The 17,626-nt window shown below is 67.0% G+C and carries 4 protein-coding genes; 2 read left to right on the top strand and 2 right to left on the bottom strand.

The annotated features are described in order from the left end of the window. Positions 1 to 14: 14 nt before the first annotated feature. Positions 15 to 1,232: a type II secretion system inner membrane protein GspF gene (gspF, locus tag WT26_RS25775; RefSeq protein WP_069274235.1), complete on the bottom strand. Its 1,218-nt coding sequence runs from the start codon at positions 1,230 to 1,232 to the stop codon at positions 15 to 17. Between the two features lie 521 nt (positions 1,233 to 1,753). Between gspF and WT26_RS25770 the strand changes: the two genes are divergently transcribed. Together WT26_RS25770 and WT26_RS25765 are read left to right on the top strand one after the other, a co-directional pair. Beyond that, positions 1,754 to 3,061 carry a substrate-binding domain-containing protein gene (locus WT26_RS25770; protein ID WP_069274234.1) on the top strand — a complete coding sequence of 436 codons (1,308 nt, stop codon included), beginning with the start codon at positions 1,754 to 1,756 and terminating at the stop codon, positions 3,059 to 3,061. 253 nt (positions 3,062 to 3,314) lie between these two features. Next, positions 3,315 to 4,646 (top strand): substrate-binding domain-containing protein, encoded by a 1,332-nt coding sequence (locus WT26_RS25765; RefSeq protein ID WP_069274233.1) that lies wholly within the window; start codon positions 3,315 to 3,317, stop codon positions 4,644 to 4,646. A gap of 149 nt (positions 4,647 to 4,795) precedes the next feature. On the opposite strand, the gene WT26_RS25760 is transcribed toward WT26_RS25765, so the two are convergent. After that, positions 4,796 to 17,500, bottom strand: a complete 12,705-nt coding sequence (locus WT26_RS25760) for a filamentous haemagglutinin family protein (protein ID WP_069274232.1) — start codon at positions 17,498 to 17,500, stop codon at positions 4,796 to 4,798. Positions 17,501 to 17,626: the final 126 nt, after the last annotated feature.

Here is a 17,626-nt window from a genome sequence, read left to right as displayed (position 1 = left end):
CGCTCGCGTCAGGATCACTGCACCATGTTGTTCAGCTCGATGATCGGCATCATCACCGCGAGCACGATCACGAGCACCACGCCGCCCATCGCGAGAATCAGCAGCGGCTCCAGCAGGCTCGTCAGGAACATCGTGCGGCGCTCCAGCTCGCGCGATTCGCCTTCGGACGCGCGATCGAGCATCGTCGTCACGTCGCCGGTCGCCTCGCCCGAGCGGATCAGGTGCACCAGGACCGGCGGGAACGTCTTCGTATGGGCGAGCGCACGCGACAGTGCCGAGCCTTCGCGCACGCGCACGATCGCATCGTCGACGTTGGCGCTCATCGCGCGGTTCGACAGCGTCTCGCCGGCCGCCTGCAGCGCGCGCAGGATCGGTACGCCGGCGGCCGTCAGGATGCCGAGCGTGCTCGCGAAGCGCACCGTGTTGTAGCCGCGCACGAGCTTGCCGGCGAGCGGCGCGGTGAGCAGCCAGCGGTCGAACGCGAGGCGCGGGCCCGTCTGCGACAGCACCTTGCGGATCGCGAAGACCACCCCCGCGAACGCGGCGAGCGCCGCCCACCACCAGTGCCGCACGAAATCGGACAGCGCCATCATCACGACCGTCAGCGTCGGCAACTGCTGTTTCGTGCTGGTGAACACGTTCGCCACCTGAGGCACCACGTAGCTCAGCAGGAACGTGACGATGCCGAACGCGATCAGCGTGACGATCCCCGGGTACGTGAACGCCAGCAGGATCTTCTGCTTCAGCGCGTTGCTCTGTTCGATGTAGTCGGCCAGGCGCGACAGCACGACGCCGAGCTTGCCCGTGTGCTCGCCGGCCGCGACGAGTGCGCGATAGATGTCGGGGAAATCGCGCGGATGCTGGCCCAGCGCATTCGCGAACGAATGGCCGCCGACGACTTCCGCGCGGATCGACGCCATCAGCTCGCGCAGGTATGCGCGCTCGGCCTGCTCGCTCAGCACCGACAGCGATTCGTCGAGCGGCAGCCCCGCAACCAGCAGGCTCGCGAGCTGGCGCGTGAGGATCGCCTGCTCGCGCTGCGACAGCTTGCGGCCGAGCGCGAGGCGCTGGTTGCGCTCGCCGTGCAGCCGCGACGCGGCCAGCTCGACGACGAGCGGCGTGAGGCCTTGCGTGCGCAGATGGCTGCGGCCTGCGCGCGCGCTGTCGGCCTCGAGCACGCCCCTCAGCGTCTTGCCGACGCGATCGATCGCTTCGTAGCGAAATGCCGACATGTCAGCGGCCTCCCGTCACGCGCAACACTGCCTCGAGCGACGTCGCGCCCGGTGGATTCGCGGGCAAAGACTAAAGCGTGAACCGGCGCAGATTTGTGACGGATGTTGGGCTACCTTTTTGGGCGGCGGGGATTATGCGGCTTGATTCTTTTTTATCGATATTGGCGATTTGCGTTATTCAGTAAATTAGTTAATTAAATCCCATTTTTTCAGCCCGCGCGCCGATCGACAAAATGGTCCGTAACATCTGCCACGAAAATGACTCGGGGCTGCGCTAGCGCGATTCGGAGTGACGCTCCGCCACGCTCCATCGACCTCCCGGCCTGAATTTTCGTTGATTCGACGATTTATCAGCCGGAGCAACGCAATCGGCTTTTCATCAAAAATGTTACGGACCATTCTTTACGAAAAATTCACACGCGCATTGCGAATTCCCTCCTACAGTTACTCCGCGGCCGATATCGCATTCGGGCCGCAGCAGCAGGCTCCCCGTCGTTCATCTTCGTCCAAGGAAATTTCTCATGAAATCCAGCAAGCGCAAGATCTGTCAAGTCCTCGCTCTTCTCGTTTCGAGCATCGGCGCCACGGCCGCGATGGCCGCCGGCCCCGTCATTCAAGGCGGCGGTTCGTCGCTCGTCGCACCGACCCTCGGCTCGGTCAGCAACACCGCCACCGAAATCGGCCTGTTCGGCACGTCCAACGCCACGTTCACGTACTTCTCGGTCGGCTCGGGTGCCGGCCAGAACGCGTTCCTGAACAACCAGCCGACGTATTTCGGCGCGGGCGTCACGGGCACGGTCGACTTCGCGAACAGCGATGCCGCGCTGACGACCGCGCAACTCACGGCGTACAAGGCCGGCCTCGGCGCGACCAGCGGCCCGCTGATCCAGATCCCGTACATCGTCACGGCCATCACGGTGCCGGTCGTCAACGGCCCGGCCGTGACGAGCTCGATCACGCCGCAAACGACGCCGGGTCAAGCGCACAGCATCGCGCTGAACGACGACGACCTGTGCGGCATCTTCTCGGGCAAGCTGACGAACTGGAATCAGGTCGTCAACCCGGAAACCGGCTCGGCCTACGCGCTGAACGCGCCGATCAAGGTGATCTACCGTTCGGATGGCAGCGGCACGACCGAACTGCTGACCCGCCACCTCGCAGCCGTCTGTACGCCCCTCAACACGCAAACGGGCGTCACGTTCGTCGACTCGCTGACGTTCACGGCATCGTTCCCGGGCGGCGCCGTGCCGGCGAACTTCGTCGCTGCTACGGGCAGCGGCGGCGTGCGCACCCAGCTCGTGAACCTCTCGTCGGCCGGCACGTCCGCCGTTGCTTACCTGAGCCCGGATTACACGAACACGTTCCTCGCGCCGTCGAGCACGGTCGTGACGGCGGCCGGCGCGCTGCAACTGCCGGTGGCGAGCCTCGTGAACGCGAAGAACGGCGCCTACTACGCGCCGACGTATGCGAATGCATCGACGGCACTGGGCACGATCGCGGCGCCGGCAACGAAGCTCCTGGCCTCCAACCAGGCAAACTGGGTACCGAATGCCGGCAATCCGGCCGCCGGCTACCCGGTGTCGGGCACGAGCCAGATTATCCTGAGCCAGTGCTATGCGAATGCGTCGGTCAAGAGCGCGGTTCAAGACTTCCTGAACAAGCACTACACGAATGCCGGCTTCGCATCGATCGTGCATGGCAACGGCTTCGACACCGTCCCGTCGAACTACCAGACGGCCATCTCGAACGACTTCCTGAGCAACGCGAGCGGCTTCAACCTCGACATCGGCAATGCGAGCGTCTGCACGGGCACGGTCACCGGTCGTTAAGCGTTCGGCGGACTGATTTCCCGCAACATCGACGCGACTGCGCCCCTGGGCAACCAAGGGCGCAGTTTTTGTTTGCATGTTCAATCCGCGCTACCGATCGAAGCCGCATCGCGGTAGTGCTGCGAAGCCATACACGGACGGGCCCGGAATGCAATTCGCATCGACGCTCCCACGCTGGTTGCCACTCGAGGGCACGCGACAGATTCCGGACGTTCGGTTGGCGCTCCGTCTTACATTCAATGGAAACACTCACATGAGACTCCATCAGCGCAAGCTCTGTCAGATCATCACCCTTCTCGTCTCCGGCATGGGCGCGTCGGCCGCGATGGCCGTAACGAACGTGCAAGGCGGCGGTTCGTCGCTCGTCGCTCCGATGATCGGCCTCACGGGCAACCCCGCGACCGAACTTGGTCTGTTCGGCACCGCCGAAGGCTCGTTCACGTATTACCCGTTCGGCTCGGGCGCCGGCCAGAACGCGTTCCTGAACAACCAGCCGACGTTCTTCGGCGCGGGCGTCACGGGCACGGTCGACTTCGCGAACAGCGATGCCGCGCTGACGACCGCTCAGGTCACCGCGTACAAGGCCGGCCTCGGCGCGACCAGCGGCCCGCTGATCCAGATCCCGTACATCGTCACGGCCATCACGGTGCCGGTCGTCAACGGCCCGGCCGTGACGAGCACGACGACGCCGCAGACGACGCCGGGCCAGGCGCACAGCATCGCGCTGAACGACAACGATCTGTGCGGGATCTTCTCGGGCCGCATCACCGACTGGGCCGGCACGGGCGCCAACCACACCGACGCGGTCATCAATCCGGAAACGGGCGTTCCGTACACGACAGCCCGCACGCCGATCTCCGTGATCTATCATTCCGACGGCAGCGGCACGACCGAACTGCTGACCCGCCATCTGGCCGCTGTCTGTACGATGGCCAATACGGCTCAGGGCGTCACGTTCTTCGATTCGATGACGTTCACGGCCTCGTTCCCGGGCGGCGTCGTACCGGCGAACTTCGTCGCGGCGTCAGGTGACGGCGGCGTGCGTACCCAATTGGTACGCCTTGCTTCGATCGGCACGGCCGCCATCGCCTACCTGAGCCCGGCCTACACGAACACGTTCCTCGCCCCGTCGAGCACGGTCGCGACGTCGGCCGGCGCGCTGCAACTGCCGGTGGCGAGCCTCGTGAACGCGAAGAATGGCGCCTACTACGCGCCGACGTATGCGAACGCTTCGGTGGCGCTCGGCACGGTGTCGCCGCCGTCCACCAAACCAATCGCATCCAACCCGTTGAACTGGGTGCCGAACGCAGGCAACCCGACCTCCGGCTACCCGGTGTCGGGCACGAGCCAGATTATCCTGAGCCAGTGCTACGCGGATGCGTCCGTCAAGACGGCCGTGCATGACTTCCTGAACAGCCACTACACGAACGCCAGCTTCGCATCGATCGTGCATGGCAACGGCTTCGACACGGTTCCGTCGAACTACCAGACGGCTATCTCTAACGACTTCCTGAGCAACGCGAGCGGATTCAACCTCGACATCGGCAATGCGAGCGTTTGCACGGGTACCGTGACGGGTCGCTGACAGCAAACGGGCCCGCCCCGCTTGTCTGCTTCGGCGCCGTGCTCCGGTCCAGGGTCGCGGCGCGCTCGGCACCTGTCGACGTTTCATCATCCCAAGAAGACACGGGCCGCCAATCACACCGGCGGCCCGCCACACGCTTCCCGTTCAGCTCAGATCTTCCCCAACCTCGCCCGCTCCTGCGCCGTCAACGCCGCCTGCTGCGCCGGCCCCGGCTGCCCGAAGCCGAGAATCGACACCGCGTTCAATGCGTCATAGCCGATCTGCTCGCGCTTGCGCTTCTTCGACCCATCGTCGCCCGCATCGCCGAACCCCTCGACCTGCACCGAGATCGTCCAGCGACGCGTCGAACCACCGGACGCGTTGTTCTTCGCGATGTCCTGCGCGACCTGGGTCGCGGCCGACGCCGCCGCGCTGGCCGCGGTCAGCGCGCCGCTGTTCACTGCCTGCACGAGCGGAATACCGGTCGCCTTGCCCGTCACCTGGATGTTGTCGGCGTTCACCACACGCAAAGCAGCAACGTTGAGGTTGCCCGCGCGAATACCCGCATCGCCCGCATCGACGGTGCCGCGCGGTGCGATCAGGTTGATCGTGCCCGGCGGCACGCCCGGCACGCTCTGCAGCGTGGCGATGCCGGCGCCCGTCACCTGTCCGCGCGCATCGACCGTACAGTAATGGTTCGCATCGCAAACATACTGTGGCGCCGGCGTGTCGGCCGACGTCTTCGCGCCCTTGCCCGCGTTGATGTCGCCGTTCGAGCTCCAGATCGTCATGTCGCCGCCTTGCTCGGTAAAGATCCGGCTCTGTGCGAGCAGCACGCTCTGGTCCGTGAAGATGTCGACATTGCCTTTCTCGAGCGTGAGAATGCCCATCTTCCCCGGTCCCGCGACCACGTTGCCTTGCGCGTCGACGATCTGCGGCGGCGCTGTCGTACTGCCGACGAGCGCCTGCCCGCCCGGCCCGAGTATCGTCACGTCGCCGCCCTGCTGCGTCTGGATCGTCGTGCTGCGGATATCGAGATCGCCCGTGTCGCTCACCTTGTTCGCGCCATTGCTTCCGCCACCGAGATTGTTCGCGGTATAGCCGTACGAAGCCGGGAACAGCGTGTTGATCGCCTCGTATCCCCGTGCGTATTTCTGGAAATACGGACTGGCAGAATTGTTGTAATCCTCGCCGACTCGCGTCAGTACGCTGAACAACACCTGTTCCGCAAAGAGTTGCTGGACGTGCTGCGGCAGCGCCTTGAACTTCGTCCACGCGTCCGCCACGCTCAGCGGCCGGATGGCCGGCTGGCCGTTGACGAGCCCCGTGTCGACCGTGAGACCCGCCTCGTACTGCTCCATGAATGCGACCAGCGCGGGCGCCGTGCTGGGCACGCCCGCCACCGACCTCGCCGGATCGATGTACGTCGAGACAAACGCCGCCGTGTCGATGCCCGGGCCGACGCCGAACAACACGTTGACGTTCGCGCTCTCATGCGGCAGATACGGGTTGTTTGCGTTGCCGACAGCGTTGATTCCCGTCTGAAGCCCGACAACCTTCGGTCCGCCGAGGCTTGCATAGGCCTGTGCCTGACTCGTCAGCGGACCGATGTTCCTGCCTGCCTCGATGTCGAACGTCCCGGGGCCGCCAAGCGCCAGTACCGGCACGATCGCGTTGACGTCGTGCACCAGCGGCGTGTCGTAGATGTCACGTCCCGCCACGATACGCGTGACATCCGACTTGCGCAGGTTCTGACCAGTGAACGACAAGTTGACGATGTCCTGTCCGGCCTGGATCAGCGCCGGCTTGTCGATCGCGACAGGCACCAGACTGCCGTAAAAGCCGGCACTGGCCCCCGTCGTCAGCAACGTGCCGTCGACAATATTTCCGTTCAGGCTATAGATTCGCGCCGGAACGGTATCGTCGCCGTGCAGCGCGACGGAAGCATGCGCCGCCCCCGACGCATCGTTCGGGTTCGCGACGAAGACATACGGCCTCGCCGCCGACGGCATCGCCAACGGGTCGACGTCGAGCAGGCCGAATACCGGCCCGTCCGAACCCATTCCGCGCTCGCTCGACAGATTCACCGACCGGTCTGCGATCAGATTCAGATTGCCCGACGGCGACGGGTAGAGTGCGCCGCTGGCCGCCACCGTGATGCCGCCGGTGAACGCGGTCAGATTCACCGACGCGGGCAAGACGAACGACAGGTCGTTCATCCCCGGCGTCGCCGTGAAAGTCGCGTCTCCGCCAATCACGCCTGCGGTGAGCGTGCCGAGTGCCACGTCGCCGGTCGTCGACGCCACGTTGACGGCGGACGTCGTCGAGTACCCCTGCATGTCCGCCTGCTGACGATACGCGTTCAACAACGCATTGCCCTGCACATACGACGGATTGAACACGCGCCCGATGCTGACGCCCTGGCGCGCGTTGACGTCCAGCACGCCATCCTGCGTCGCCAGCAGCGTATCCACCACCGTGGGCGGCCGTCCGATGAAATTCGAAGGCACCGCGATATCCGATCCGATGCTCCCGCCAGCCGATATCGTCCCCGCGCCCTTCGCGACGAAATAATCGCCACTCAGAATGTCCCCCCCGGCATGCACGGTCAGGTTGCCGCCGCCGACCGTATTGATCGTGGGGGTGTCGGTATTGGTGCCGGTCAGGTACCACGTCGTCGGCAGCGACACCGACAGGTCGGCAATATTCCCGCCAGCCGACACGGATACGTTTCCGCCAGCGCTCATCACGCCCTGATCGAACTCGCCGAAGTTGATCGACGTTCGAACGACCTGGGTGACAGGATTGGTCGCGCCAACGGTTCCCGTCGGATTGCCGATCTGCATCCACTGCCACCAGTACTGGCTGAAGTCCTTGCCTTGCTGCCCCGTTACGGCGCCCGTCGCGTCCACCAGACGTTCGGCGCCGGCAATGTCTCCCTGTGCGCGAATCGTGATGTCGCCCGCGGAATCCGGGTTGACGGTCGGGGTAATCAAAATGTCCGGATTTCCCGACGTTTGCGGATGCAGGATCGTGATGCCGGTGCCCACGGCGGGTGCCCCCGCAGCGGGCGCGCCCGCCGTGTAGATCACCCCGGGAACGATCATCGAATTCGGGTCGTTCTTCGGCGTCTCGGTCGCATCGAACAGTGCGACGTCGTTCGCGGCGGCGACATCGATCGCCCCCATGCCGGTTCGAATCATCGTCGGCGCAAGCAACGCCAATCCACTCGCATCCACATAGGTCGTATGCGCGCCAAGCGTCACGCTCCCACTATGCGTCGTCGCGTCCGAAGGCAAAGGCGGCCGCAGCGCAAGGGGGTTCGTGCTCCCGACATCCGCGCCCGCCACCACGCGGAAGGAACTGCTCGCGCCTCCCGCCAAGGACGCCGACAACAGCGGAATCGGATTGCCCGCCACCGGGACGGGCGAAGGCGTATTGTCGGTCACCGCCGGCAAGTCGATCGTCGTCGTCGCGATCACGGCAACGGGCTGTACAGCCGGCGGCGTCACGGTATCCGCATGCGGCGCCATCACGATGCCATGTTGCACGTAATACTGCGCGGTCGCAGTCAGGTAGGTTCTGTACTGATTCAGATAGAGCAGATAGGACGCCGGATTGGCGGCCTGTTCCGCCGCCGACGGCGCAACCGGCGCGACCGGTTGTCCGGGCTGCATTCCGTTGCCGCGCATCGACGAAATGATGTCGGCGGTGGACGAGTGCGGGTTCTGTCCCAGCAACGAGCTCAGCGAGGTGGCTTGCTCCGTCAGATAGCTCGCGTATGCCGAATACAACGCGTAGTACTCGGCAATCTCGTCTGGCGTCCCGCCTGTAGGCTGCCCCGGCCCGAATGCCAGATTGTGATTCGCACTATATCCGCTTTCGCCGAAATAATTGAGCCCGAGATGGTAGAGCTCCCCCAGGACGCCCGAGGGCATCGTGTAAAGCGTCTGCGTTGCGCTGAGGGTCGACAACGGCGGCACCGGAATCGTCCCCCCGCCGCCCAGCGGGTTCGCGATCTGGAAGAACCCGTCCGTCAGGCTCGCCTTGACCTTCACGTCGTTCCCGGCGCGCAGCGTCACGATCGGCGCCTCGCCCTGGTAGCGATAAGCGAGATTCGTCGGCGACGTGCCCGCGCCGAGGTTCCAGTTGGTCAGCACCTGGATGTCGCCGCCGTTGATCGCGGCGCTCGGGTTGTCGAGCTCGATGCCCGGCACGACGCGCGCGTTCGCCACGTTCTTTCCGGCGAACGGATTCGCCGTCGCGCCGAGCCCGTTCTGCACGAACCCCATCAGCGTGCCCGGCGTCGTCGCGGTCGCGCCGCCCGCCAGATAGCCGTAGAAGCTCTGATGATCCGCGTTCGCCACGCCCGTCGCCGGGGCGAAATACATGTTGTCGAGCCCGCCGAAGCCCGGCAGGAGTTGATCGGTGACGCCGCCCTGCAACTGCGCCTGCGTCACCCTGGCCGTCGCGCCCGTCGCCTGGTTCGTCACGGTGCCGCCGCCCGTGCCGTCGGGCGTGAACGAGAACGTCGCGGGCGTGCCGGACGTGGCCTGCGCGGTAAATGTGCCGGCCAGCAAATGTCCACTGCGGTCGTACCAGCCCGCCGGATCGACGATGCCGTCGAAGTGCTGCGCGCCCGACGTCGCGTCGGTCGTGCTCCATGTCGCATACGCCTCGAGCGTCGTCGCGCGCGACCCGGCAATGCCCTTGCCGTCGTTGAACGCATCCGGCAGGCTGACCTTCACGCCGTTGTCGATCAGCAGCGGCGCGCGGAAATTCACGGTGCCGCCCGACAACCCGCCGGCCGTCCCGCCCGATACGTCGATCAGTGCATTCGCGCCCAGCGTGATCGCGCCCGCGTTCGCGCGCAGGAAATTCTCGTAACCGTACGTCGCGTTGTTCGCGATCGCGTTGCCGCCCGCATCGACGATCGTCGGATCGAACACCGCGCTCGTGCCGATATTTACCTTGCCGCCGCGCTGCGTCGGATCGGAACCGCGCGCAAGCAGCGTGCCCTCCACGTCGACGCCGCTGCGGCCATACAGGTCGATCTGCCCGCCTGCCTTGCCCGATGCGTCGATCGTGCCCAGCACGTTCACGTTGCCGTTCGCGGCGTCGGGCGCGCGGCCCGCGCCGCCGTCGGCCGTCAGCGCCACCGAGCGTGCGGTCAGCGCGTTGCCGGCCGACAGCGTCAGGTTGCCCGACTTCGTATGAACCGCAATCGACTGGTTCACGCCGCTCGACGCGAGCGTCTTCGCCAGCGAATCGAGATCGGCCGCACCCGCCGTGTCGAGGGACAGCGAGCCGCCCGCGTAGCCGTTCGTCGCACCGCCCTTGATCGTGCCGTTCAGATTCACGACCTGCTTCGGCGCCGACAACGTCAGGCTGCCCGCCGCGCCGCCGCCCTTCGCGCCAGAAAAATCGAGCGTCGAGCCGGCCTGCACGTCCACCGTGCCCGCGTCGGCCGTCAGCGTGATCGAACCGGCCGGTGCGTATTGCGTGACGTCGAAGAACTGCTTCGACACGCCGGCCGAACTGACCGTCGACCCGCCGCCGATCGTCAGGTTGCCGGTGGTCGCTTCGAGGCTCACGTTGCCGGCCGGTGCGGCGATCGCCGCGCCGTTGTCGGTCACGGCACCGCCGACGAACTTCCACGCGCCGCCGACCGCGTTGCGGGTCAGCGCCGTGCCGGACGCGCCGTTCAGCGTCAGCGCGCCGGTCGTCTTCACGGTCGACGCGGAACTCGTATCGGCGAAATACACGGGCGCATTGAGCGTCACCGGCAGCGAACCGAAGTCGAACGTCCCCGTGCCTTGCCCGACGATGCCGCCCGTCGCGTTCAGGGTCGCAGAACCGAAGCCGCTCACGTTCTTGCTGCCCGTGCCGAAATCGATCTCCTTCGCGTTGACCGTCAGCGTGCCGCCGCCCGGCACGGCCGCGCTGCCGATCGCCCCCGTCTCGTTCGTGAATGCGACCTGCTGCCCGTTCAGCGTCACGCGGCCGCCGTCGCTCGTGAACGTGCCCGCGCTCAGGTCGACGCGCTTGCCGAACGTCGCGTTCACGTCGCCGACGAAGCCCATCGCGCCGTAGCTGCGCAGCGTGACGAGATCCGCATTGGCGAGCTGCGCAAGCCCGGCCTGATCGATCACGAAGCCCGGCAGGCTCGCCGCGGCCGCGCCGCTCGCATTGGTGAACGTGATCGCCGAACCGTCCGCGGTGATCGACTTGCCGGACAGCGTCGCCGTCGGGTCGACCTTCAGGTTGCCCGACGAATCGAGCATCAACGCCTGGCCACCCGACAGCGTCGCGCCTGCGCCGACTGTCAACAACCCGGTGCCGGTGCCACCGGTGCGCGTGAGCGGCGCCATTGCACCGTTCGACACACGCAGCAGCGCACCGTCGCCGGCGATCGTGATCGGCTGGTCTTTCGCCGCCGGATAGTCGCCCGCCGCCACGATCGACGCACCCGCGTCGACACGCAAGCCGTTCGCCGCATTCGAATCCGTACCGCTCGTGTCGGTCTTCGTCACGAGCAGGATTTCCGGGCCCTTCAGCGACGAGTTCGCATCGTTCGACACCACCACGCTGTTCGCGATCGGCGTGATCGTCACGCCCTTCGTCGTCGCGACGCGCGTGCCGCCGATCAGCAGGCTGCCTGCGTTCAGCGAATCCAGCGCATCGCCACCGATCTGCAGATAGCCCGGCAGCACCGCACTGCCGTTGCCGGTGATCTGGATGTCCTGCGACGCGACGTCGACCTCGGCCGGCGCACCGCCCGCACCGGCGGCCGCGTTCAGCGTCGCGCCGAGCGTCAGCGCCTTCGTCGCGGCCAGCACGAGCTGGCCGCCGTCCACCGGCAGCGGCGGTGTGACGTTGCCCTTGCCGGCGGCAAGCTTCGTGAAGTATGCGTTCGCCCCCGTCAGCATGTATTGCGAGTACTGCTGCCACACCGGCCCGGACTGCACGCTGAACAGCGTCGGCGTCGCGCTGCGGCCGCCCGTCACCGCATCGGCGAAGTACCCGGCCGTCGTCACCGTGCCGTCCGGCAGCACCTGCGACGCGCCCGGCACGACGTTGCCGGCGGTGTTCGATACAGTGACGCGGAACGCGCCCGGCAGCGTCGCGTACTTGCCCGGCAGCAGCGTGTAATAGCCAGGCGCCAGGCCCGGCACGCCGGACAGGTACACGGCCTTGCCGATCGGGTCGTTCAATCCGGCCTGACCGACGCCGAGCGTCGCCGTCGTGGTCGTCGCCGTGCCGTTGTCATTGGTCGACGGCTGCAGCGTTTGCGCGAACGTCGGGTCATACGCGGCGACGGGCGATTGCGCGCCCGGCACGATTGCATAGACGTTGCCGGCACCGGAGTTGACCGGCACCGCCGTCGCACCCTTGCCGTTCGCGTAACTCACGTTGTATTGCGACAGCACGTCGCGCGTGCCGCCCGTGCCCGGCACCCATTCGGCAGCCTGCAGGTCGCCGCCACCGGACAGGTCGATCGTCGCGCCCTTGTTGAGCGCGACGCTGGTGCCGTTCACGCCGATGTACTTGGCCGGCGGCGCATTCAGGTCGGTCGTCGTCGTGCCGACGACCGGGTTGAACTGCCATTCGACGCCGTCGATCGTCGTGCCGTAAGGAATGATCGATCCGCCGTTCGAAACCGACGTCACGCTGCCGTTCGAGAACGTCACCGAATCGGTCGCGACGAGCGGCAGGCCGGCGAACTGTGCAAGCGTCGCGCTGCTGGTCGGATCGCCGACGCCGAACACGAGCGTGCCCGACGGCGCGCGCACGGTGCCGCCCTGCACGATGTTCGTCGCATCGACGAGCAGCGTGCCGCCGGCCGACAGCGGCGTGCCCGATGCGCCGTTCGACGCGAACGTGACCGTCGTCGGCGCCGGCTTGCCTGTCGCCGGATCGGTCGGGCCGACCGCATCGACGATGAACGTGGCGCCGGTCGCCGGATACAGGTCCGCCGCCTTGAAAGTCAGGTTGCCGGGGGTGTAGAGGATTCCCGGAGCCAGACCGGACGCCTGGGACTGGCTGGCGTTCGTCGAACCCAGGCGGATATCGCCGCTGCTGGTGAAGTTCGCCTGACCGAAATTGTTCAACTGAACCTGGTTCTTCACGTCGAGGAACGACGCGTTGACGTTCAGCGTCGCATCGGACAGCGTCGCGACCGGCGTGAACCTGGGCGACTGCGACGTGAGCGCCGGCCCCGACAACGCGACATACGGCGCGTCGATCTCGACCGTCGTGCCGAGCGGTGCTTGCGGCGGCTGCGCGAGCAACGCATCGACGGCCGACGTGCTCGTCCCGTCCGGCTTGCGCGCCGGCGTCGACAGCAGCGTCGACAACTGCCCCATGCCGATGGCCGCGATACGCCCCGTGTTCAGCGTCACCGACTCCGGCAGCGCCACCGTCACATCACCGGCAAACACGATCGGCGGCACCGGTACGCCGGACGGAGGGAATGACGCGGCATCGCCGAGCACCAGGTTGGCGATCCCGGACCCGCTCAGACGGTCGACGGCGAACTGAATGACGCCCGTCGGCTGGCCGATCGGCAACCCGGTCGTCGGATCGAGCGCCGACGTGAAGTCCTGCCCCGGCGCCAGTCCCGCCGGCACGAGCGTGCCGCCTTGCCGCACGACCAGGGCCGTGCCGGTCGCGCCGTCGTTCTGATGCGGCAGGATCGTCAGCGTGCCGCCGCGCGCTTGCGCCGCGCCCGCATGCGCCGCGAGCGTCGCATCGACGAACAGGCCGTTCGCCGCCGACAGCGTGATCGCGCCCGCATCGCTCCACACCGGTTGCGACGCAATCGTGCCGTTCGCCTGCAACTGGTCGAAGTTCCCCGACCCGCCCGACACGTCGATCGTCGAACCAGCTTGTGCAACGACGTAGCCCGAATCGCTCGACAGCGTCACCGAACCGCCCGGCAGAACCTTGCCGGTATTCGGCAAGACAGTCGCTCCACCGAGCTTGACCGGCACGGCAAGCGGATTGGCCAATGCCGTGCCCGAGACGTCGAGCGACGCATCCGCGCCCAGCCAGACCGATTTCCCCGGGCTCATGAAGCCGGCGCCGAACTGCCCCGTCTGCGCAAAGGTGCCTTTCGAATCCGCGCTCAGCGTGATCGCCCCGCCCGGCGCGACGATCGAGCCGAGCACCGTGACCTGCGCCGGCGAGCCGAGGCCGATGCTTGCGCCGGCGTCCGCATGGATCGACGCGCCGCTCGACAGCGTGACCGCGCCGGTCACACCCGGATACGACGGCGGCGCCGCGCCGGTCGTCGATCCGAGCCATGACGTGTAATTGCCGGCCGTCAGCACGAGGCTCGTCGCCTGCCGGTGATACGCATCGAGCTGGCCGATCGTCGTCAGGCCGCCCGCCGCCAGGTTCGCGCCCGTGCCGGCCTGCTGAAGCGCGATCGCGTCCGGGATGCGGTTCAATTGCGTCACGCCGACCGCGGCGCCCGGCGCGACGATCGTGTCGTAGAACGCATTCAGCACATACTTGCCGAACCCCTGTCGCGCGAAGAAGCGCTCGGGGAGATACACGTCCCACGGCGACGCTGCCGCCGCATCGCCGCCGATCCTGAAACCGAGCGCCTCGAGCGTCAACGTGCCGCCCCCCGAAAAACCTTCGCTCAGAATCGTACCGCCCATCGCGATCGTGCCGGCCGACGGCTGCGCGGTGGGCAGGTTCGCGCCGCCGTCGACGATATGGCCGAACTGTTTCAACGGCGATGCCGCATACGTGCGCAGCGACACGCTGCCGCCGCGTCCGGCCGGCACGCCGTTCCGCATCAGCAACTGACCGTTCGCGAGCATTTCTCCACCGCTCGATACGTCGAGCACACTGCCCGGTTGCAACAGGATCGAACCCGTCACATCGGCAATGTCGGTGCCGCTCGCGGCTTGAGACCCCTGGAGCGCCGACAGCGAGACCGTGCCGCCGTCGATGAACTGGCTGTTGCCGGGCGTCGTGCCCGGCGCGGCCTGCACGTCGTTGTTCACCCACTGGCCTGCGGCATTGATCGCCTGCGGCCCGACGACCACATTGCCGCCGCTCGTGATCGAAATCGAACCGGACGGCGCGGACAGCCGGCCGGCCACGTCGATGTCGGCGCCCACCGCGACGCTGCCGAGCGAAATCGAGCCGCCCGGCTGCAGGTTCAGTTGCGTGCCCTGCGCGACCGTGATGCCCTTGCCTGCGTCCTTGTCCTCGGTCACGTTCAGGTTCGCGAAACCGCCGTTGTTCAGCTTCGCGACCGGCACCACCGTGGTCGACAGCACGTTGCGCGGGTCGGTCGCCGGCAGCGCCTGCAACGTCTTCGTATCGAGCGGCGTACCGATCGAGAAACCCGGCGCGACTTCGTCGAGCCTCGGCGCGTTGTCCTGCAGCACGACGAGGCCGGCGGTGCCGCTCGCGGTATCGTGGTTGTTCGACGTCAGGTTCACCAGCGCCGTGCCGCCGAGCTTCGGATCGGCGCCGAGGTTGAACGTGCCGCCGGACGGCAGGCTGTTGCCCTGCATCTGCTTCGCGCCGCCGAACGCCTGCGCGCTGATGTCGCCATCGAGCACCAGCGCCTGCGACGCGAACAGGTCGAGCGTGCCCGCGTTGCCGCCGACGATATAGTCGGACTGGTAAGTGCCGCCCGTCTGCAGCGGGTTGAACCACGACTTCGTCACGCCCCAGCGCGGGTGGGATTCGGTGAATTGGCCCGCGATGCCGACGTAACGCTCATAGGGGCTCGCCTGCCCGATCGGCACGATCGCGCCGTTGGCGTCGACGAGCCGCGTCGTGTTGACCATCCCGCCGTTGTAATGCACATACCCGCCGTTCAGGTTCATCGACGAACCCGCTGCGGTCATCACCTCGTTGCCGGACAGCGTGATCGTGCCGCCGTTGGTCAGCAGTTGATCGACAGTGCGCGGAATCAGGTTCACGTAACCTGACAGGTTGAGGATCGGGCTGCCGACCCACTGCACGCCGTCGCTGCGCGTGCCCGTCAGCGTGCTGTCGACCACGACGCCCTTCAGCCCGAACAGGAAGCTGTTGCGCAGCAGCGGCGAATCGGCCAGCTCGTTCTGGCCGATCCGGTCGATCGTCACGAGCGTCTGCGAGATCGGCGCCTGCACGTTTGCGAGCCCCGATACGTCGATCGTCGCGCCGTCATCGACGTAGATGCGACCCGGCACCGCGGTCTGGCCGGGCGGGGCCTTCGACAACGACGTGGACGGCGTCAGCGCGGCGACGGAAACGGCCGAGCCGGGCGCCTCGATCAGCGAGCCGCCGTGGAACCACACGGAACCGGCCGTCATCGCGATGCCGCCCGGCGTGAACGTCGTGCCCGGCGTCGACGTCGCGGTCTGGCCGTTGTTGTCCGGCAGCACGGTCGTCACCGATCCCGGCCCGAAGCTCAGCAGGCCGGCGCGATGCGTATCGCCGCCGCCGCCGATCGCGTCGTAGGTCGCGATCGGGCGCCCGAGATACGCCCCGCCGGCCGGATTGTTGGCGAAGTATTCGTCGACCGTGGAGATCGTGATCGTGCCCGGCGTGTTGACGCTCGTCGTCACGCCCACCACGCCGTTCTGTGCGACCCGGCTGCCGAGCAGGTTCACGTTGCCGCGGGCGGCCTGGACGATGCCCGTATTCGTCAACGTACCGGCCGGCGTGATGTCGGTCGCCTGGCCGTTCGGTCCCAGCAGCGTGATCTGTCCGCTCAACTCCGGCAGCAGGACCTGCGGGTTCCCCCTGATGCCGCTGTTCGGCCGCAGGCTCACCCCCACGCCGGCCGCGAGCACGACCTGCCCCGACGTCGCCGAAATGCTGCCCGCGTTCGTCACGTTCGGCGCGGCAACCAGCACGAAGCCGCCATCGCTGACGTTGCCGTTCGCGTGTGTGATGATCGACGCGCCCTGTTCGATGGCGACGTCGCCCCACGGCTGATACTGGCTGGCCGACGCGAGGTTGACCTGGTTGCCGAGGCCGAGCACCTCGTTCGGAATCCTGCCGTCGCCGTTCACGCCGGTCGAACTCCCCGACTCCGGATAAGCGAGCCCGCCGGTCGTCCCCGCCGGCAAGCTCAGGAACTGCTGATTGCTCGCGACGATCCCGGCGGCGTCCTGCGCGAGACTGCCCGTGACAACCGGAACCTTGTTGACCATGGCCTGGTTGTAGTTGTTCATGTTCAGCAGGTTCAGCGACGACGCCACCAGCGAATGCACGTTGACCTGCGACCCCGCGCCGAACAGCACGCCGTTGCGGTTGATCACGTACACGGCCCCCTGTGCGGTGAGGTTGCCGAGGATCTGGCTCGGCCGCCCGCTCGGGTCGTTGATCCGGTTCAGCACGGCCCAGTTGTTCGCACCGTTCGTCTGCGTACCGCCCGACTGGTCGAAATTCAGCGTCGTCTGCCGGCCGACGTTCATCGTCTCCCACGTCAGCACCGCGTTCTGCCCGGTCTGCTTGACGTCGACGTTCACGTGCCCGTTCGCGTCGACGCTCTGCTGCGGCGCATTCGCGTTGAACCACAGCACCGGGTTGTTCGGATCGTTGGTCGCGCCCGCCGCGACCTGCAGGCCGCCCGGCGCCAGCCCGTTCGGCACGGCCGACGGCAGCTTCGCCGCCGCCGCGGCCGCATTCTGCTGCGCGGCAATCTGCGCGGCGATCGCGTGTGCGGCATACCCGAGGTTGCGGATCGACGGCTGGCTCGCCTGCAGCGCCTGCTGCGGCGACACGCCGAGATTCGGCACGCCGGCCAAGCCGCCTGCGCCGCCCGCGCCGCCGCCGGCCGCGCGCGCGCTCGCCTGCCCGAGGTTCACGATGCCCGCCGCCTGCGCGTGCGCGGTGACGCCCGCCGCCAGCATCACGGCGACCGACCGGCATAGCGGACGCAGGTCCGATCTCAGGACGGACCGCGAACGAATCGGGTCATGTTGTCGTACTGCGCGTGCGCGTGCTGCCATTCTTCACCCCGAACCCTGGAAAATTGC

Origin of the sequence: Burkholderia cepacia, from assembly GCF_001718835.1 — a bacterium.
Lineage (GTDB): Bacteria > Pseudomonadota > Gammaproteobacteria > Burkholderiales > Burkholderiaceae > Burkholderia > Burkholderia cepacia_F.
The sequence above is the reverse complement of the archived record's forward strand: the minus strand, read 5'-3'. Positions and strand labels throughout refer to the sequence as shown.

Coding starts and splice junctions, on each gene's coding strand:
- WT26_RS25770 (WP_069274234.1), top strand. CDS start 1,754: ATGAAATCCAGCAAGCGCAAGATCTGTCAAGTCCTCGCTCTTCTCGTT.
- WT26_RS25760 (WP_069274232.1), bottom strand. CDS start 17,500: ATGCTGGCGGCGGGCGTCACCGCGCACGCGCAGGCGGCGGGCATCGTG.
- gspF (WP_069274235.1), bottom strand. CDS start 1,232: ATGTCGGCATTTCGCTACGAAGCGATCGATCGCGTCGGCAAGACGCTG.
- WT26_RS25765 (WP_069274233.1), top strand. CDS start 3,315: ATGAGACTCCATCAGCGCAAGCTCTGTCAGATCATCACCCTTCTCGTC.